General features: G+C 72.6%; 14 protein-coding genes. 10 read left to right on the forward strand and 4 right to left on the reverse strand.

Annotation, left to right across the window (positions count from 1 at the left end; translation table 11 throughout):
* Positions 1–69 precede the first annotated feature (69 nt).
* On the reverse strand, positions 70–1,275 hold the full coding sequence (locus ICC28_RS05830; RefSeq protein ID WP_188287318.1) for an NAD(P)/FAD-dependent oxidoreductase: 1,206 nt from the start codon (positions 1,273–1,275) through the stop codon (positions 70–72).
* 175 nt (positions 1,276–1,450) lie between these two features.
* Between ICC28_RS05830 and ICC28_RS05835 the strand changes: the two genes are divergently transcribed.
* The 8 genes from ICC28_RS05835 (at position 1,451) to ICC28_RS05870 (ending at position 10,406) form a co-directional block, all read left to right on the forward strand.
* On the forward strand, positions 1,451–2,335 hold the full coding sequence (locus tag ICC28_RS05835; RefSeq protein WP_188287319.1) for an NAD(P)-dependent oxidoreductase: 885 nt from the start codon (positions 1,451–1,453) through the stop codon (positions 2,333–2,335).
* 679 nt (positions 2,336–3,014) lie between these two features.
* Positions 3,015–4,718 (forward strand): fatty acyl-AMP ligase, encoded by a 1,704-nt coding sequence (locus tag ICC28_RS05840; RefSeq protein WP_188287320.1) that lies wholly within the window; start codon positions 3,015–3,017, stop codon positions 4,716–4,718.
* A gap of 118 nt (positions 4,719–4,836) precedes the next feature.
* Positions 4,837–5,667: an AfsR/SARP family transcriptional regulator gene (locus tag ICC28_RS05845; RefSeq protein ID WP_015657270.1), complete on the forward strand. Its 831-nt coding sequence runs from the start codon at positions 4,837–4,839 to the stop codon at positions 5,665–5,667.
* 7 nt (positions 5,668–5,674) lie between these two features.
* Positions 5,675–6,715, forward strand: a complete 1,041-nt coding sequence (locus ICC28_RS05850) for an acyltransferase domain-containing protein (protein WP_188287321.1) — start codon at positions 5,675–5,677, stop codon at positions 6,713–6,715.
* 484 nt (positions 6,716–7,199) lie between these two features.
* Positions 7,200–8,876 (forward strand): acyl-CoA dehydrogenase family protein, encoded by a 1,677-nt coding sequence (locus ICC28_RS05855; RefSeq protein WP_188287322.1) that lies wholly within the window; start codon positions 7,200–7,202, stop codon positions 8,874–8,876.
* Positions 8,877–8,893: 17 nt separating this feature from the next.
* Entirely contained in the window at positions 8,894–9,196 is a 303-nt protein-coding gene (locus ICC28_RS05860) for an acyl carrier protein (RefSeq protein WP_188287323.1), read from the forward strand.
* On the forward strand, positions 9,196–10,014 hold the full coding sequence (locus ICC28_RS05865; RefSeq protein ID WP_188287324.1) for a 4'-phosphopantetheinyl transferase family protein: 819 nt from the start codon (positions 9,196–9,198) through the stop codon (positions 10,012–10,014). Before ICC28_RS05860 ends, ICC28_RS05865 begins: the two co-directional genes overlap by 1 nt.
* Positions 10,015–10,115: 101 nt before the next feature.
* Positions 10,116–10,406, forward strand: a complete 291-nt coding sequence (locus ICC28_RS05870; RefSeq protein WP_188287325.1) for an acyl carrier protein — start codon at positions 10,116–10,118, stop codon at positions 10,404–10,406.
* Between the two features lie 127 nt (positions 10,407–10,533).
* Here the strand turns inward: ICC28_RS05870 and ICC28_RS05875 are convergent, their stop codons facing one another.
* The 3 genes from ICC28_RS05875 to ICC28_RS05885 all read right to left on the reverse strand — a co-directional run bounded on the left by ICC28_RS05875 (position 10,534) and on the right by ICC28_RS05885 (position 13,059).
* A complete protein-coding gene (locus ICC28_RS05875) occupies positions 10,534–11,877 on the reverse strand; it encodes an NAD(P)/FAD-dependent oxidoreductase (protein ID WP_317453963.1) in 1,344 nt (447 codons plus the stop codon).
* Positions 11,878–11,902: 25 nt separating this feature from the next.
* On the reverse strand, positions 11,903–12,178 hold the full coding sequence (locus tag ICC28_RS05880; RefSeq protein WP_188287326.1) for an acyl carrier protein: 276 nt from the start codon (positions 12,176–12,178) through the stop codon (positions 11,903–11,905).
* A gap of 116 nt (positions 12,179–12,294) precedes the next feature.
* Positions 12,295–13,059 (reverse strand): thioesterase II family protein, encoded by a 765-nt coding sequence (locus tag ICC28_RS05885; protein WP_188287327.1) that lies wholly within the window; start codon positions 13,057–13,059, stop codon positions 12,295–12,297.
* A gap of 355 nt (positions 13,060–13,414) precedes the next feature.
* Here ICC28_RS05885 and ICC28_RS05890 point away from each other — a divergent pair, with 355 nt between their 5' ends.
* Positions 13,415–13,708 (forward strand): acyl carrier protein, encoded by a 294-nt coding sequence (locus tag ICC28_RS05890; protein WP_188287328.1) that lies wholly within the window; start codon positions 13,415–13,417, stop codon positions 13,706–13,708.
* A complete protein-coding gene (locus ICC28_RS05895; protein ID WP_188287329.1) occupies positions 13,701–19,688 on the forward strand; it encodes a type I polyketide synthase in 5,988 nt (1,995 codons plus the stop codon). The genes ICC28_RS05890 and ICC28_RS05895 overlap by 8 nt, the downstream gene beginning before the upstream one ends.

Below are 19,688 nucleotides of genomic sequence, written 5' to 3' on the forward strand. Positions count from 1 at the left end.
CGGTCATGTCTTCGCCCTCCCCGTTCGGTCGTTCACGGGCCCGGCCCTCTCCGTCCGTCGACGGAGCCTCTACGCCGCTCGGTCGGCCTTGGGTGTGGTCTCGTCGCGCCGGGCCGCCAGGAGTTCCTGTCGCTTGGAGCCTCCCGAGACCTTGTGCAGGCGGTACGAGCCGGGCTTGCCCGCCTCGCCGGCCAGGTGCTTGACGATGCCCTGGCACACGAACTCCTTGACCTTCGCGCCGGTCCGGCCGCCGATGTGGAACCCCACGGCTACGTCGTACCGGTGGGCGAACTGGAAGATGCCGGCGCCGCGGCCCAGGCTGATGCACTGCCCGGCGAACACCTGGTTGAGGGTCGAGGGCCGCTCGCCCGCGATCCGGCTGAGTACGGTGTCGGCGGCCCGCGCGCCCATGGGGATCGCGGCCTGGCAGCTCATCCGCAGCGGCAGGTCCGACGGCGCGGCCGAGTCGCCGGCCGCGACGATGCGCTCGTCGTCCACGCTGGTCAGCGTCTCGTCCGTGAGCAGGCGTCCCAGCGAGTCGGTGCTCAGCCCGCTGCGCACGGCCAGGTCCGGCACGCTGAAGCCGACGGTCCAGACCGTCACCGCGCTCGGCAGCGTACGGCCGTCCGCGAGCAGTACGGCGTCCTCGGTCACCTCCGTCACCTTGCTGCCGGGGCCGTCGACCACGGTCACCCCGAGCTGCGCCATCCGCCGGGCGACCGAGCGCCGGCCCCGCGGGTGCAGGTACGGGCCGAGGACGCCGCCGCAGACCAGGGTCACGGTACGGCCCTCCTCGGCCAGCTCGGTCGCGGTCTCGATGCCGGCCGGGCCCGCCCCGGCGACCGTCACCGCGGCCGACGCGGGCGCGTCGTCGAGGGCCGCCCGCAGCCGCCGCGCCTCCTCGAAGGTGGCGACCGGGTGGGCGAACGCGGCCGCGCCGGGCACGTTCAGATCGGTGCTGCCGCTGCCCACCGCGTAGATCAGGTAGTCGTAGTCCATCGTGGCGCCGCTCTCCAGGGTCACGGAGCGCGAGGCCGCGTCGATCCGGGCCACGGTGTCGACGGCGATCCCGACGCCCTGGCCCAGCACGTCCCGGTACTCGACGACCGCGTCGTCGGACCCGCCCACCAGCTGGTGCAGACGGATCCGCTCGACGAAGTCCGGGCGCGGGTTGACCAGGGTCACGGTCACGTCGGCGCGCTGCGTGAGGCGGTTGGCGGCCATCACTCCGGCGTACCCGCCGCCGATCACGAGGACATTGGTGGTGCGGTCCATGGTGTCTCCTCCGTCTTCAAGGGGTCGACCTGAAGACACCGGCGCCACGACCGCTGTGACATGGTGTGACTCAGATCACTGCTGTATCGGCTCCGGGCGGTCGGGTCCGTGCCTCGTCCGGGAAGGTCGGTGACGATCCCGACAGACCAACGGCAGACGCAAGGAAGGTGACGTCATGACCGAGAAGCTCACCGTGAGTGTGCTGGGCACCGGCATCATGGGCGCGGCGATGGCCCGCAACCTCGCCCGGGCCGGACACGCCGTACGCGCCTGGAACCGCTCGCGCGCCAAGTCCGAACCGCTCTCCGCCGAGGGCGTGTTCGTCGCCGGCAGTCCCGCCGAGGCGGTCGAGGGCGCCGACACCGTCCTGACCATGCTCTACGACGGCCCCGCCGCCCTGGAGGTCATGCGCCGGGCCGCGCCCGCACTGAGTCCCGGCACCGCGTGGGCGCAGTCCACCACCGCCGGGATCGAGGCGCTCACCGGCCTGGCCACCTTCGCCCGCGAGCGCGGACTCCTCTTCTACGACGCCCCCGTGCTCGGCACCCGGGCGCCCGCCGAGGCCGGACAGCTCCTCGTCCTCGCCGCCGGACCGGCCGAGGGCCGCCCGCGCGTGACGCCGGTCTTCGACGCGGTCGGTGCCCGCACCCTGTGGACGGGCGAGGACGGCGCCGAGGGCAGTGCGACCCGGCTGAAGCTGGTGGCCAACAGCTGGGTCCTCGCGGCCACCAACGCGATGGGCGAGACGCTGGCCCTGGCGCAGGCGCTCGGCGTGGACCCGCAGAGCTTCTTCGACGCCATCGGCGGCGGCCCGCTGGACATGGGGTACCTCCGGGCGAAGTCCGCCCTGGTGCTCGACGGCCGGCTGACGCCCGCGCAGTTCGCGGTGTCGACCGCCGCGAAGGACGCCCGCCTGATCGTCGAGGCCGGCACCGCCCACGGCATCCGCCTCGACGTCGCCGCCGCCGGCGCCGAACGTCTGGAGCGCGCCGCCGCCCAGGGGCACGGCGACGAGGACATGGCGGCGGCGTACTACGCCAGCTTCGACGAGGCGGGCTGAGGGGGAGTGGTGTCGGTGGTGGTGAAAGGGTCGGGTCGCTTCGCTTGCTGCCGGGGTGCTTCGATCCGGCCGTCGCGGGTGCCCGTTCGCGGACGGGGGTGTCTCGGCGGCTGCTCCCGGTCCGGGGGGCGGGGATGGTGCGCGCGGCCGTGTGACCAAGGGGGTGATCGGGTGGGCGCCTGTCCGTCGCCGTTTTTCCGGGGCTGTAACTCTCGTATGTTTCAAGCCAGTTGAAGCGGAAAGTATCATGGTTCCGGGCGTTCTCCGGTCGCGCGGGCGCCGGTTGCGGACCCTCTTCTGAAGGGTCGCTCGTTCGGCTCTCGGCCCCTTCCCGCCCCTCGGTGGAGATCGAAGAGGGGTTCGATCGTGCCCTGCTCGCGATTTTTAAACTTCCGTCAGGATCCGGACGAGCCGCCTCCGAGTGTTACTTGCCAAGTTCAGCGCGGTGCCGGGTCGCATCGCGGACAGAAGTCGACCGGATCGATTCTTCAACAGGTCATGAATTACCCGTACCGCAGCGCCATCTTCCCTCGTTATGATGCGGACTCAGGCACCGGAGCGCGTCCGGAGGTCAAGGAGAGGTCATGCGTTCCTTGAGCATCGGCCGTTAGTTTCGCGCCAATGAGTCGGACGGGGGCGGTTCGCAATGGGTGGTTTTCTTGGCGCATTACGGCGCCGCATGGAGGCTGTGGATCCGGCCCGCGAAGCCTTCCGCTTCGTCGGCGCCCGCTCCAGAGACAGCGCCCCCGGTCCCGCCGAGCAGACCCTGAGCTACGGCGAACTCGACCGGCAGGCGCGCTCGTTGGCCGCCTGGGTGCAGTCCCAGGGCGGAACCGGGCAGCGCGTCCTGCTGCCGCACTGCGACGGCCCGCTCCAGGTCTCGGCCCTCCTGGGCTGCCTCTACGCCGGAGCCACCGCCGTGCCCTGTCCGTCCCCGCTGGACGGCGGGCGCAACGTACGGCGCCTGACGGCGATCGCCAAGGACGCCGACGTCTCGCTGGCCCTCGCCGACTCCGCCGTGGCCGCCGAGCTCTCCCGTCTCTTCGCGGGCAGCGATCTGGTGTGCCTGGCCGCCGACCGGGCGGCCCTGCCGGACCCGGGCGACTGGCGGCCGACCGCGCAGAACGACGACGACCTCGCGCTCATCCAGTACACCTCCGGTTCCGTGACCCAGGTCAAGGGGGTGCTGATCACCCAGCGGAACCTGCTGGCCGGGCAGCAGGCCATCGCCCGCGCGCTGGGCACCTCCGAGCGCTCGGTGATCGGCGGCTGGCTGCCCTCGTACCACGACATGGGTCTGGTGGGGCAGTTGCTGCACCCGCTCCACCTCGGCGCCCGCGGGGTGCTCATGCCGGCGTGGTCCTTCATCCGAAGGCCGCTCAGCTGGCTGGAGTTGATCGCGGAGCACGGCGTCACCCTGTCCGGCGGCCCGGACTTCGCGTACGACATGTGCGTGCGCGATGTCTCGGACGAGGAGGCCGAGAAGCTGGACCTGGGCTCCTGGAGGGTCGCAGTGAACGGTGCCGAACCCGTGCGGGAGGCCACCCTGCGCTCCTTCGCGGCGAAGTTCGCGCCCGCCGGCTTCCGGCCCGAGGCGTTCTACCCCGCGTACGGACTGGCGGAGGCGACCCTGCTCGTCACCGGCGGAGCCCCGGGGCGACCGCCCCTGTCCCGCCGGGTGGACAGTGCCGCTCTCGCCGCCGGCCGGCTCGACGGGACCGTGGCCGGCGGCCGGAGCCGGACCCTGGTCGGCGTGGGGCGGCCCCACGGGGCGGAGATGCGCATCGTCGACCCCGAGACCCGGCAGGTGCTCCCGCCGGGCCGGGTGGGCGAGATATGGATCCGGGGCGAGACGGTCGCGCCGGGCTACTGGCGCCGTCGCGCGGAGACGGAGGAGTTCTTCGGCGCGGTGACCTCCCATCACGAAGGATCGTTTTTGCGCAGTGGCGACCTGGGCGCCGTGGACGACAGCGGCGAGCTGTTCGTCATCGGCAGGCTCAAGGAAGGCGTCGTCGTCAACGGGGTGGATGTCGCCCCGGAGGACATCGAGGTCTCCGTGCAGGGCCTGAACCCCTTGTTCGGGGTGACGGCCGCCGTCACCGCGGGGCCGGAGCGGGACCGGCTCATCGTGATCCAGGAAGTGCGCGAGACAGGCCTCCTCGACGGCGAACTGCCGTCGCTCGCCGAGGCCGTACAGACCCATCTGGACGGGGAGTTCGGAATCCCCGACGCCATGGTCCTGCTCGTACGGCTGGGCGTGGTGCGGCGCACCACCAGCGGCAAGCTGCAGCGGTCGGCCATGCGCGGGCTGCTGCGGAACGGCGGCATCCGGCCGCTCTATCCCGAAGTGCCGGTCTTCGAGGCCGACTTGAGTCCGAGCTGAGTTCGTGTCGAGCCGCTCACCGGACTATCGCGTGACCATCACGTCATCAACGGATCACTGTGCGGAACCACCCGCTGCTCATGCCAGCAGCGGAATACAGGCAACAGAGAGGATGCCGATGGACATCGAAGTGCTCGGCGCGTGCAGAGTGATGCAGACCGGCAAGTCTGTGGTGCCTTCCGCGGTCAAGCCACGCAAGGTTCTGGCGGTACTGGCCCTCAATCCAGACCGTCCCGTCTCCGTCGGGATGCTGGTGGAGGAGGTCTGGGGCGAGACCCCGCCGCCCAGCGTCGCGACGACGCTACAGACGTATATTCTTCAGCTTCGGAACCTTATCACCTCCGCGATCGGAGGCCCATCGCCTGACATGCCGCTCGGTGCGAAAAGCGTGCTCGTCACCCAGCCCGGCGGCTATCTGCTCGACACGCAGGGCGGTTCTGTCGACGTACGGGAGTACGAGCGGCTCTCCGGCGGCGGTCATCGGGCTCTGGAGAAAGGGGACTACGAGGCGGCGGCGGACCTGTTCCGCAAGGCGCTGTCGCTGTGGCGTGGGCCGGCGTTGGCCGACGTGGAGTGCGGACGGGTGCTGGACGTCGAGGTGACCCGCCTGGAGGAGTCCCGAATGGGCATACTGTGCCGCCGAATTGAGGCGGACCTGCTCCTGGGGCGCCATCACGAGATCATCGGCGAGCTGTTCGGGCTCGCGGCGCGGCATCCCCTGCACGAGGGCATCCACCTGCAGTTGATGCTCGCGCTGTACCGGGCCGGGCGTCGCACCACGGCGCTCGAGGTCTACCAGCGGCTGCGGGACGTGCTCGCGGGGGAGCTGGGGCTTGATCCCAGCTACGAACTCCAGTCCTTGCAGGGGGCGTTGCTCGACTCCTCCTCCGAACTCCGGCTGGACCAGCCGCTCTCGCTCTTCCGAGTGCGGGCGCCCGGCCGGTACTGACGGATCCGTGACGCCGCTGGCGTTGCTCCTGCCGGGGGCGGGAGCGCAGTACCCCGCGATGGGTTACGGCCTGTACCGGCACGAGCCCGCGTTCACCTCGGCCATGGACGACGTCCTCGGCCTGCTGGGTGACGACGGGGAACGGCTGTACCGGCTCTGGGCCTCGGGTGCGCAGTTGCGGACCATGGACGAGGTGCATCCGCTGCTGTTCGCGGTCTGCCACGCGCTCAGCGAGACGGTTCGGGATCGGGGGCTGCGTCCCGGCGCGGTCCTCGGTCAGAGTGTCGGCGAGCTTGTCGCCGCTGTCCAGACCGGGGTGCTGGCTCTCTCGGACGCTGTACGGCTCGTCGTCGTGCAGGCCGAGGCGCTGGCCGGTGCCCCGGCCGGTGGGGCGCTCGCGGTGGCGGCGGGGCCGGGGCCGGTGGTGCCCTGTCTGCGGGCCGGGGTGGTGGTCGCGGCCTGCAACGGGCCGGGGCAGACCGTGGTGTCCGGTGGGGAGTTCGGGCTTCGGGCCACCCAACGGGAGCTGGAGAAAGCCGGGTTGACGTGGATGCGGGTGCAGGTGCCGGCGGGGTTGCACGGGCCGCTGGTCGCTGACGCCTGCCGGGGGACATGGCCCGACTTTCGGGCCGTGGCCTTCGGGGTGCCGCGTACGCCGTTGTTGTCCGGGAGGGCGGGGGGTCGGCTGTCGGCCGAGCTTGCCGTTGATCCGGAGTTCTGGGCGTTGCAGCCTTCGGAGCCGGTGCTGCTGGATGCGGCGATGGGGCAACTGGGGGCTGACGGGCCGGTGTTCTGTGCGGAGGTGGGGCCTGGGCATGGGCTCGCCGTGCAGGTGCGGCGGCATGGGCATCGGGCGGTGTCGCTGCTCGACGGTCGTGCCGGGGGGTCGGTCTACGAGGAACGGGAGCGGTTGCGGGAGGCGTTGGACTGTCTGGTGCGAGGGGAGTCCGGCGTGCGGAACGGGGAGCGTGAGGGGGAGCGTGAGCGTGCGGGTGAGGGTGCGGCGAAGGTGGCGCGGCTACGGCCGCGGGGGGAGGGGGCTCGGTAGGGGTTCCGTTTGCCTGGTGCCGGCGTAGGCGCGAGTCGGGGTACCGCTGGCTGACGCCGGCGCGGGGGTGGGTCGCGCGGCCCGGCGCTACCGGGGCGCCGCCTGCGCCCACCCGTGCCGCCCCAGGCGGCACGCATGCCCGCAGGCTCAGCGGCATGGGCCAGCACCGCCTGCTGGGGTGGGGGCCGGGTCAGGTGGTACGTGTGCCTGCACGGTGGACGGTGGGGTGGCGCCCTGAAGGGGCGCGGGGAACTGCGCGAACGGCCCCCACCGGCCCGCAGGTTGAGTGGCAGGCTGGGGGGGGATGGCGTCCTGGAGGGGCGCGGGGAACTGCGCGGTCGGCTTCCACCGGGCCGCACGGCAGGGGCTGTCCACCAGGAATTGAGCGGCAGCGTCGAGGCTTGGTTCGTTCTCGTGCGGGTGCTGATGGGGGCATGCCGGACGAGGGGCGACTGGATCGGCGGACCGCGAGGAGTGACACCCGGTGGAGCGAGCAGCAGTGCGTGCGACCACGGCCGAGGCGCGGATCCGGAGCCGTACGGACGGTCTGGAGCGGGCGTTGGCGCCGTTCGGGTCCGGTGCGGTCGGCGGTGAGGAGTTCGTACGGGCCGAACGGGTCCTGGACGACTGCGAGTTCGGTGCCGAGTTCGTGCCGGCGGAGTTCGGCGGGCGCCTTGAGCGGATCGACGGGCTCGGGCGGGTGGTCCGGCCCGCCCTGCGGCGTGATCTGTCGCTCGGGTTCGGATACGGGCTCAACTGCTTCTTCGCCGCCACCCCCGTGTGGACCGCGGGCAACACCGCGCAGCGCGAGTGGACCGCCGCGCTGCTGCTGGGCGGCGGTCGGATGGCCGTCGCGCGGCCCGCCGTCGCGCACGCCAACGACTTCGTGCGCGACGAGTTCGCGCTGCGCCGCGACGGCGGCCGGCGACGTCTCGACGGCGCCAAGACCGCCGTGTGCAACTACGCCCGCGCCCGCGGCCTGACGGTCGTCGCCGGCACCGAGGACGGCACGCACGAGATCCTGCTGATCGACCGCGAGATCCTGCCCGAGGGAGCCCTGCGCACCCTGCACCGCTACCGGACCGTGGGCCTGGACGGCATCGAGTTCGGCGGTCTGGAGTTCTCCGACTGCCCCGTGCCGGACGAGGCCGTGGTGGGCGAGCCGGGCCGGGGCATGCCCCTGGTCGTGCGCTGCTCGGTCGTCACCCGCGCCCTGCTGCCCTCGGTGTACGTCGCCGCGGCCGACACCATGCTGCGCACCGCCGTGCGGTTCGCCGTGGAGCACAAGGACCAGGACCCCTACGGGCCGCTGCGGTCGCCGTACGGACGCGAGGTGCTCACCGGGGCGCTGCTGGACCTGCTGGTGAGCGACAGCGTCGCGCTGGCGGCCGCGCGCGGCATCCATCTGCTGCCCGACCGGGTCAGCGCCTGCGCGGCCGCCGCCGCCTACACCGTGCCCAAGCTGCTCCAGGACTCCGCGCACGATCTGTCCACCGTGCTGGGCGAGGCCTACTTCGACAGCAAGGGCCGCTACGGCGCGTTCGGCCGGATGGTGCGCGACCTGCCGTTGCTCGGCCAGGGCCACGCCGGTACCGCTGCCCGCCAGGCCATGCTGGTCGCCCAGCTCCCGCACCTGGCCCGCGACTCCTGGCTGGTCGACGACCAGCCGCCGGCCGGGCTGCTGCGGCCCTGGGAGGACCTGCCCCCGGCCGACCTCGGGGCGCTGGCCGCCGCCGGCACCTCCGACCCGGTCGTCCCCGTCCTCCAGGACTGCGCCGGAGCCGACGGGGAGCTGGGCGAACTCGGCGCCGCCTTCCTCGGCGAACTGCGCCAACTGCGCGAGCGGTTCGCCCGGATGGAACCGGGCGCCGGTCTGTCCGCCCCGGACACCCTGGCCCTCACCGACCGCTACGCCCTGGTCTGCGCCGCCGCGGCCAGCCTCGGGGTGTGGCGCGAGCACCGAGGCGCCCGGCCCGGCACCTTCCTGGCCGACCCCGCGTGGATCACCGGGGCGCTGCACCGGCTGGGCGTCCTGCTGGGCCTCGACGTACCGAAGGCCCCGCACGAGGCCGTGGAGCAGCGGCTCTTCGACGCGGTCCTCGAACGCTACGAGCAGCGGCGTTCCTACGACCTGTACGAGACGTGCCTAGAGGCGTCCTGACCGGAAGGAAACGGCCCATGAGCCACGGTGCGCACGCCGCCGACACACATGCCGCGGACTCGGCCGGAGATCTGATCTCCGCGGTGGTCCAGGCGGTGCGGCGGGTCATCGACGACCCGTTGGCCGAGGTCGGCACGGACTCGCTGCTGCGGGAGGACCTGGGCTTCGACTCGGTCCTGATCATGCAGCTGAAGTACCGCGTCGAGCAGGCCGTTCCGGAGCTCGGTGTGCTCTCCCTGCCCGACATGGTCGACAGCATGGAGTCCGTCGGCACCCTGGTCGCCTATCTGCGCGACCGGTTGATGAAGGCAGGCGTCTGATGGCCGTTCCCGGTGCGGGGGCACCCGTGCTCGTGTCCGGTCCCGAGGGCTCCTGGGACGAGGTTCTGCGGCCGCTGGCGGAGCGCGGCACGGTCGTCACCTACGGCAGGGTCGCCGACTGGCTTCCGGAGGAGACTGAAGAAAGGGTTCTGCGCCCGCTGCTCGGCCCCCGTGACTACGGCCGCTTCCAACGTCTGGCCCACCGCAAGGTGCGCGAGGGCTTCCTCGCCTCGCGGCTGCTGCTGAAGCACACCGCGGCCCGGGTACTGGCCAGCAGCCCCGAGTCGGTGGAGCTGGCGTACAAACCGGGCGGGCGGCCCTACCTGCGCGGCTGCGACCAGATCGACATCAGCCTCAGCCACACCGAGGAGGTCATGGTCGTCGGCGTCACCCGGCGCGGCCTGCTCGGCGTGGACGTGGAACGCGCCGAACGCCCCATGGTGGGCACCGGCGTGGAGTTCCAGGCCTGCACCCCGCACGAGCGCGCCCTGCTGGACTCCCTGCCCGAGGAGATGCGCAACAGCGCCCTCGTCCGGCTGTGGACGCTGAAAGAGGCGTACAGCAAGGCCATCGGCCAGGGGCTGCGCTTCCGGTTCACCGAGTTCGGCTTCACCCTCGACGACGCGCGGATCCGGCTCCAGCGGCCGAACGGCTCGCCGGGCACCGGGCCGGAGTGGACCTTCGGCACGCACGCCCTGGAGTCCGACTACGTGGTGAGCGCCGCGCTGCGCGACGAGGGCTTCGGCGCCGCGGAGGACACCGCCGCCGACACCACCCTCGACCGGGGCCTGCTCACGGTGCTGCTGGGCCGGCTCTGAGCCGCACGCTCCTCCCTCCGCTCCTTCCGCTCCTTCCGCTCCTCCCGCTCCGTTTTCGTCCCTTCCCCCAGCACGGTTTCCGATCCCTCAAGGAGGCACCCATGGCCCTGTCCGACTCCCAGGCATCACCGGCGTCCCCGGCCGGCTTCACCCTCGCCGATCTGCTCCGGCTGCTGCGCGAGAGCGCCGGAGTCCCGGACCACGTCGACCTGGACGCCGACGACGTGCTCGACACGCCGTTCTACCGGCTCGGCTACGACTCGCTGGCCCTCCTCCAGGTGACCGGACGCATCAAGCGCGAGTACGGCGTCGGGCTCCCCGACACCATCGTCGCCGACGCCCCCACCCCCCGTGCCCTGCTGACGGTCATCGCCCACGCGCGCGCCGCCTGACCCTGACGGCGGGGCGCACACATGCGCCGGCCGCGTCCCTCCCCGGAGAACCCGGGGGAGGAACGCGGCCGGCGGTTTGCGCTCCAGGTCTCTGACGCTCTCCCCGGCTGGGGGAGGGCCGGGGGGATCAGAAACTGGGCGCGGCTGTGGGGGACCTCAGACTGCCCAGGTACGGGTGCCACAGGTGGGTGGGGTCGCTCTCCACGGCCTCGATGATCTCCCACATCGCGGCCAGGGCCTTGGGCTCCTCGTCGTCGTAGACGTCGCCCTGGAGCATCTTGAGGATGTCCAGCCGGTAGCGGTCGTCCTGGACGAAGGCGGTGAAGAGGATGTTGAGGCGGTAGTAGGCCTCGATGAAGCGGTGCCAGTAGCCCACCGCCTTGCGCAGCTTGTTCTCGTAGGCCGCGAAGCGCTCGTGCTTGAAGTCCCCGGCCTCGGCGGCGGCGATGATGTCGTTGGCCGCGAGGCGGGCGCTGTTGAGCGCGACGCTGACGCCGGAGGAGAAGATCGGGTCGACGAAGCGGGCCGCGTCGCCGATGAGGACGTAGTTGTCGCCGGCGATCTGCTTCATGCCGTAGCTGTAGTCGCCCTCGGTCTTCATGGGCTTGACCTGCTCGCAGTTCTTCAGCACGTCGAGCAGCTCGGGACGGGAGGCCACGGTGTCCCAGAAGTACTTCTCGCGGTCGCCGCCGTACTCCTGGAACCGCTTCTTCTGGCTGACGACGCCGATCGAGGTGATCGTGTCGGTGATCGGGATCTGCCACACCCAGGTGTCGATGACCGGGAGGAAGTGGATGAAGATGTAGTCGGCCTGGTCCTTGTTGACCGCGAGGGCCTTGCGGTCGAGGCCCTCGAACCACGTGTGCACGGCGTACTGGTTGAAGACCGGGTCCGGGATCTTGTGCTTGAGCTGGTTGCCCAGACGGGTCTGGCGGCCGCTCGCGTCGACGACCATCTTCGCCGTGATGTGCGTCGACGAGGAGCCGACCTTCACCTCCACGACCGGCACCTCGCCGTCGAGGTCGACCTTGCCGACCCGGACGCCCTGGAAGACCTTGGCGCCCAGCTCCTCGGCGTGCTTGAGGAGGATGTGGTCGAACTTGCTGCGGTCGACGTGGAAGGTGTGGTCGCGGTCCACGCCGTCCTGGTCACGCTCGCTGAACAGGACCTCCGCGGCACGGAAGTCGTGGTTCAGGCCGCGGAAACCGTTGTGGTTGATGTCGCGGTCCTCGGCGGAGGTCCAGGCGGCACCGAACTTCTTGGGGAAGCCGGCGGCCTCGACCTTCTCCATGGCCCCTATCTCCAGGAGCACCGGGGTGGTGGCCGGGACCAGGGACTCGCCGACGTGCTCGCGAGGAAAGTTCTCCGCCTCGAACACGGCTACGGACAGCCCGGCCTTGGCCAGGTACGAGGCCACGGTCGATCCCGCGGGGCCGCCGCCGATGACTGCGACGTCGAATTGTGCGTCCACGATGCTCTCTCTTCCTTCGGTCGGTTCAGGCAGCGGGCTGCGGGGCCAGGGAATGGACCATGTCCGTGATGGCCTTCAGGTTCGCGAAGTTCCGGCCGGTGATGTGGGTCGGGGGCACCACGACCCCCAGCTCGGTCCTGATGAACGAGAGCAGCAGGGAGGTGTTCATGGAGGTCAGGACGCTCCACTCCAGCAGCGGGGTGTCGTCCGTCAGCTCGGACACCTCGCTCTCACCGAGGAACTGCTGCTCGATGTACTCGCTGATCCTGCGACGGATCTCTTCATGGGACAGCGCCGCCACTGGGGCCTCCTGTTGGTCTCGGTCTTAGGTGTGGGGGGAGAAGAGCCGTACTGCCGCAGATGCTGGGCCGTGTCGGTTGAGGTTCACTCGGGTCTGCCTCGCGGTGTCCGCGCCGGTCACCCGGCCTGCCCGGCCCGGGAGGCGGTGCCACGGGCCGCGGGGGAGCGCCGGGGCTGCTCGGCGAACCGGGTCAGCCGGGCGGACAGGGCGGCCCTGAACTCCGGCTCCTGGAGGAAGAAGTGGCCGGCGTCGACCAGCGTGAAGTCGAAGACGCCGGTGGTGATCCTGGACCAGGCGGCCACGGACGCCGGGTCGGTCAGCACGTCCTTGCGCCCGGCGAAGGAGGCCACGGGCACCGCGAGCCGCGGACCGGGCGCGTGCGTGTACGTCTCGACGACCTTCAGGTCGGCCCGGATCGCCGGCAGGTAGAACCGCAGCAGCTCCGGCTCGGCGAGCAGCGCCTCCGGCAGGCCGCCGATCCGCTGCAGCCCGTGCACGAAGCCGTCGTCGGGCAGATGGTGGAACGGGCGGTGGGAGAGCGGCTCCGTGGGGCCGTTGCGGCCGGAGACCAGCAGCAGCTCCGGCGGGGTGCCCAGGGTGGTCAGGGCGCGGGCGGCCTCGTAGCCGAGGAGCGCGCCGAAGCTGTGGCCGTAGAGCGCGTACGGCCCCTCCCGCTGCTCGCCGACGAGCCGCACCACCTCGTCGATCAGCGGGGCCAGGCCGTGCAGCAGGGGTTCGCGCACCCGGGTTCCGTGGCCCGGGAGTTCGAGCGGGACCAGCCTGACGCGGTCGGGCAGGTCCGCCGCCAGACGGATGTAGGGGTGCGCGCTGCCGCCGGCGTGCGCCAGGCAGAAGAGAGTGAGGGCGGGTTCGCTGGTCACGGAGTGCTTCCTTCCGCGGTCGGACGGATGTCGGCTCTGACTGGTTCGACCGGGATCGCAACAGGATCCGCTCAAGCCGCCGTCGACAGGGGTTCGAGACCGGACGCCCGGCGTCCGTTCCGGGCTGGCCGGAATGCGGCGGTCGGCGGATGCGTGAACGGGCAGGCCGGACGCCCGGTTCGACGGGCCGGACGTGTCCCGGTGCCGGCACCCCGCCGAGGCGAAGCCCGGTTTCCTCCGGTCACGCCCTCCCGGTCACGGCCCGGAGGCGGCCGTCCGCAGTTCTCTCTAGGGCGCCTTGAGTCCGTCTCCCTACCGTCGCTTTCGGCCGCACTTGAGGATGAGAGGTGCCACGGTGAGCGGACCTGCGAGGGAGATCACCCCAGAAGCGGTGGAGAACTGGCTGGTGGAGCAGATTGCCCAACGGACCCTGCTGCCCCCGGCGATGGTGTCGGTCCACCTGTGCTTCGACGAGTTCGACATCGATTCCGCGGACAGCCTGGTGATCGCCACGGCCCTGGCGGAGTGGCTCGGCGACGAGGTGGACCCGCGTGCCCTCGTCCGGCATCCGACGATCCGGTCGCTCGCCGGATACCTGGCCGGCCGGCGGCAGCAGCTCACAATGGGAGGAACAGCGGTCCATGGCTGAGAACCGACCCTACGAGCCCCGCCCCGACGACATCGCCGTCGTCGGGGCCGGTTGCCGCTTCCCCGGAGGCGTGCGCGACCTCGACGGGCTGTGGCGGGTGCTGATGGACGGCGTGGACGTCGTCACGCCGGTCCCCGGCGACCGCTGGAGCGACGAGTTCCACCACCCCGACCGGCACACGCCCGGCACCACCTACTGCCGCGAGGGCGGCTTCCTCGACGACATCGACCGGTTCGACGCCGACTACTTCGGCGTCTCCCCGCGCGAGGCCCGCGGCATGGACCCGCAGCAGCGGCTGCTGCTGGAGGTGTGCTCGGAGGCCATGGAGGACGCCGGGGTGCCGCGCGGCGCCTGGGAGGGCAGCCGGACCAGCGTCCACATGGGCATCCTCGGCTCCGACTACCTGCTGCTGCACGCCCGGACCTCCGGCATCAAGACCATCGACCCGTACTTCGCCTCCGGCAAGGAGTTCAGCTTCGCCGCCGGACGCATCGCCTACACCTTCGGCCTGCACGGGCCCGCGATGACCGTCAACACCGCCTGCTCCTCCTCGCTCGTCGCCGTCCACCTGGCCTGCCAGGCGCTGCGCAACGGCGAGGCCGACACCGCGCTGGCGGGCGGCGTGAACGTGATCGTCGCGCCCGAACTCTCCGTCTTCATGGGCAAGGTGCAGGCGCTCTCCCCGACCGGCCGGTGCCGCCCCTTCGACGCCCGCGCCGACGGAATCGTCCGCGGCGAGGGCTGCGGGGTCGTCGTCCTCAAGCGCTACGCCGACGCCGTACGCGACCACGACCGCATCCACGGGCTGATCCGCGGCTCCGCGGTCAACCAGGACGGACGCAGCGCCGGGCTCACCGCCCCCAACGCCCTCGCCCAGCAGGAACTGCTGCGCGCGGCACTGAAGTCGGCCTCCGTGGCGCCCGAGGAGCCGGTCTTCGTCGAGGCGCACGGCACCGGCACCCCCCTCGGCGACCCGCTGGAGATCTCCGCGCTCACCGAGGTGATCGGCCGCACCCGCCCCGCCGACCGGCCGCTCCTCGTCGGCTCCCACAAGGCGCACTTCGGGCACATGGACTCCGCCGCCGGCATCGCCGGACTGCTCAAGACGATGCTGGTGCTGCGGCACCGCACGGTCCCGGGGCAGATCCACCACGTCTACCCGGCACCGATGATCGACTGGGAGTCGTCCGGGACGCTCGTCCCGGTCAACCACGTCACCCTGCCGGACACCGACGAGTCGCTGACCGCGGGCGTCAGCGCGTTCGGGCTGTCCGGGACCAACGCCCACGTGGTGCTCGGCAGCGCCCCGCGGACCGAGGCCGTCGACACCGACGGGCCGCACACCCTGCTCGTCTCCGCCACCACGGCCGACGGGCTGCGGCAACTGGCCGCCGACTACGCGAGCACGCTCGCCGACCCGGTCGGACCGGTCGCCGCCGCCTCCGCCGTGCGCCGCACCCACCACAAGCACCGCATCGCCGTCGTCGGCAAGGACGCCGCCGAACTGACGGCCGCGCTCGCCGAGGCCGAGGGCAGCCGGGCCGCGGACGTCGCCCCCAAGGTCGTCCACGTCTTCTCCGGCCAGGGCTCGCAGTGGCCGCGCATGGGCCTCGACCTCGCCGAGACCGAGCCCGTGGTCCGCGAGACCCTCGACGCCTGCGACGAACTGCTGCGCGCCGAGGTCGGCTGGTCCCTGTACGACGTCCTGCGCGACGCCGACCCCGCCCGGGTACGGGCCACCGACGTGGCCCAGCCCGCGGTGTTCTCCGTCCAGGTCGCGCTGGCCCGGCTCTGGCAGTCCTGGGGCGTGCGCCCCGACGCGGTGATCGGGCACAGCATGGGCGAGGTCGCCGCCGCGCACGTCGCCGGGGCGCTCGAACTCGGCGACGCCGTACGGCTCGTCGCCCACCGCGGACGGCTGATGCACCGCGCCGCCGGCACCGGCCGGATGGCCAACGTCGAGCTCGGCGCGGACCAGGTACGCGAGCGGCTCGCCGCCCGCCACCCCGAGGTGTGCGTCGCCACCGAGAACGGGCCCGCCTCCGTCGTCGTCGCCGGTCCCCAGGCCGCCGTCGAGGCCGCGGTGCGCGAACTGGCCGACGCCGGCGCGAACGTGGTCCAGCTCCCGGTCGACTACGCCTTCCACTCCCCGCTGATGCAGCCCTACGCCGACGAACTCGCCGACCTGCTGCGGGACTTGACCCCGAACACGCCCACGGTTCCGTTCCTGTCGACCGCGGTGCCCGGTGACCCGGTGCCGCTCGACGCCGCCTACTGGGCCGCCAACATCCGCGAACCGGTACGGCTGTGGCCCGTCGTCGACGCGCTGCTCGCCGAGGGCGAGACGGCGTTCGTCGAGATCGGCGCGCACCCGGTGCTGGCCCGCCCGCTCCAGGCGTCGCTGGCCCACCGCGAGCGGCGCGGGCCGGTCGTCTCCTCGCTGTACCGCGCCCAGCCCGGGCCGACGGTCCTGGCCCGCTCCCGGGCCACGCTGCACGAGGCGGGCATCGGCCTCGACTGGGCCGCCGTGCACGGTGCCCCGGTGCCGCCGGTGACGCTGCCGCCGCACCGCTGGGCGGACGAGCGGTACTGGCTGGAGGGCGTCGAGCGCGGTGAGCAGGGGGCGGGGCCGGCCGAGCGGCAGGACAGCCTCGACGGTCTGCGGGCCGAGGTGCGGCTGGTGGACTCCGCGGGGCGGGTGGTCGCCGAGCTGGGGGCCAGTGCGGAGGCCTCTGCGGAGGCTCCGGCTGCGGTTGCGGCTCCGGCTCCTGTCGCTGCCGAGCCGGCGCCGGTCGCCGTGCCCGAAGCCGCGCCGGCCTCGCACGACCGCGAGCAGGTCGCCGCGACCGTCCACAACGTGCTGGCCAAGGTGCTCGGGCACGGTCCGCGCAAGCGGCTGCCGCGTACCCGGGGCTTCTTCGAGCTGGGGATCGACTCGATCTCCGTCGCGGAGTTCGCCCGGCGGGTGGCGCAGGAGCTGCGGGTCGCCGTGGACGGGGCGGATGCGCTGGCGCACGGCACGATCGATGGCTTTACGGACTACATCATGACGTTGACTCCGGAGGAGCCGGTCGTAGCGGCTGCCGAGGAGGAGGGTGCCACGGTCGGTGAGACGTCTGCTGCGGCGCCGTCTGGGGTGAGCGCGCCCTGCGGCGGAGCCGCTGACGGGCACAGCCCCGCGCCCCTTCAGGGCGCCACCCCCGACCCCGATGACGAGCAGCTGGAGCCCATCGCTGTCATCGGCATCGGGTGTCGGCTGCCCGGCGGGGTTTCCGGGCCCGAGGACTTCTGGCGGCTGCTCGACGCCGAGGTCGACGCCAGCGGTGACGTGCCCGCGCGGCGGTGGGACGCCGCCGCGCTGGAGGGCGTACCCGCGCGGGGGTCGTTCCTGGACGAGGTCGACGGGTTCGACAACTCCTTCTTCCGCATCTCGCCCCGCGAGGCCCGCACCATGGACCCGCAGCAGCGGCTGTTCCTGGAGGTGGCCTGGGAGGCGCTGGAGGACGCCGGGGTGCCGGCCGACCGGATGAGCGGCACCCGCACCGGGGTGTTCGTCGGCCTCAACACCACCGACTACCAGCAGTTGGTGACCCGCCGCGAGTCCGACGTCGACCTGTACTACGGCACCGGCAACTCCTTCAGCGCGACCGCCGGACGCATCTCGTACTTCCTGGGGCTGCGCGGTCCGAGCATCGCCGTGGACACCGCCTGCTCCTCCTCCCTCACCGCCGTGCACCTGGCCTGCCAGAGCCTGCGCGCGGGGGAGAGCCGGCTGGCGCTGGCGGGCGGGGTGAACGTCATGGCCACGCCGACGGTCTTCCTCTCCATGGGGGCGGCCGGTGCGCTCGCCCCGGACGGACGCTGCAAGACGTTCGACGACTCGGCCGACGGCTACGGCCGCGGCGAGGGCGCCGGTGTAGTGATACTCAAGAGGCTCTCGAGCGCCGTGCGGGACGGTGATCGCGTGTACGCGATCATCCGCGGCAGCGCGGTCAACCAGGACGGGGCCAGCGGCGGGTTCACCGTACCCAGCGGCACCGCCCAGGAAGAGGTCATCCGCACCGCCCTGGAGAACGCGGGCGTCGCCCCGCACGAGGTGTCCTACGTCGAGGCGCACGGCACCGGAACCCGGCTCGGCGACGCCGTCGAACTGCGCGCGCTCGCAGGTGCGTTGGGCTCCGGGCGCCCGGACGGCCGACCGCTCGTCGTGGGGTCGGTGAAGACCAACGTCGGCCACCTGGAGGCCGCTGCCGGGGTCACCGGCCTGATCAAGACGGTGCTCTCGCTCGGCCGGGAACGCATCCCCGCCCAGCTCCACCTGACCACGCCGACCCGTCAACTCGACTGGGAACGGCTGCCGTTGGACGTGGCCGGCGCACCCGTGCCGTGGCCGCGCGGTGACCGGCCCCGGATCGCGGGCATCAGCGCGTTCGGCTTCACCGGCACCAACGCCCATGTCCTCGTACAGGAGGCGCCGGAGCAGCCGGCACCCCCGGTGACCCGGCCCGCGCGGCCCTGTGTGCTCACCGTGTCGGCGGTGACGCCGGACGCGCTGACCGACGCCGTGCGGCGGATGCGCGAGCGGATCCTCGCGGCCGACGAGAGCGAACTCGCCGCCCTGTGCTGGACCTCCGGCGCCCGCCGCGCCCACCTCGCCCACCGCGTCACCGCCGTCGGCCGCACCCGCGACGAACTCGTCCGCTCCCTGGACGGGGCCCGCCCGGTGAAGGCCCGCGACGAGGCGACCGTGATGTTCGTCTACGGCCGCACCCCCGCCGACCTCACCCCGAACGAGGAGGTCCTGGCCGGCGACCCGGCGGGCGCGGAGGCCTACCGTGCCGTACTGGCCGAGGCGCGCGCGGCCCTGCGCGAGGAGCTCGGCGAACCCGAGGGCCCGGCGCACCCGGGCAGCGTGGAGCACGCGGGCGAGGTGTTCGCCGGCCACCTGGCCACCACCGCCCTGTGGCGGGCGCTCGGCGTCGAACCGGACGCGGTCGTCGGCTGGGACATCGGCGAGTACGCGGCCGCCGTGGTCGCGGGCGACCTCACGCTCGTCAACGCGGTCCGGCTGCTCGCGGCCGGCGTGCCCGTCCCGGCCCCGGCGGAGGAGACCGCGGTGCCGCGGTACTCGGCCGCCGACGGCTGGGCCTCGCTGGCCGGCGAGGTCGCCACGGCCGGCCTGGACGTCCTGCTCGACATCGGCACCGGAAGCCGTGCGATCCGCATGCTCGGTGCCGCCCTGGACGCGGCGGCGGAGTCCGGGGAGGCGGCCCCGGCCCAGCTCACCGCGCCCCGCCGGCGCCAGCCCAGCGGAGTGGAGAAGGCCTACATCGGCCCGGTCGAACTGCTGGAGCTGGCCGGCGCCCTGCACGCCAACGGCGTCGCCGTCGACTGGGACCGGCTGGTGCCCGGCCCGCACCGCCCGGTGCCGCTGCCCGCCTACCCCTGGCAGCGCAAGGCCTTCTGGGTGGACACCCCCTACAGCGCCGAGCCCCGCAGGCAGCCGGAGCAGCCCGCCGCCCCCGAGCCCACGGCGACGGAGCCCACGGGCGCGCTCGCGGCCGAGCTGCTCGGGCTGCCGCCGGACCGCCGTGAGGAACGGCTGGTCGACCTGCTGCTCACCCTCGTCGCCCAGGTACTGGGCGAGGACGCCGATGTCGCGCCCGACCAGGGCTTCTTCGACCTCGGCATGGACTCGGTCCTCTCCCAGGACCTCAAGCAGCGGGCCGAGCGGGAGCTGGGCGTCGAACTGCCGGGCACCGTCGTGTTCGAGTGCCCCAACGTCGCCTCGTTCGCGCGCTTCGTCGTCGACGAGGTGCTGACCGCACCGCAGGACCAGGCCGAACCGGCCGGGGCCGCCGAGCCGGACGAGCCGGCCGAAGGCCTCGAAGACCCCGCAGACCTCGACGACGACGCCCTGCTGAGCCGCCTCGACGGCGCCCTGGCGTCGTCCGAAGCCCTGTTGACCGAGGGAGACTGA

The sequence above is a fragment of the Streptomyces sp. TRM68416 genome (genome assembly GCF_014596915.1).
Classification (GTDB): domain Bacteria; phylum Actinomycetota; class Actinomycetes; order Streptomycetales; family Streptomycetaceae; genus Streptomyces.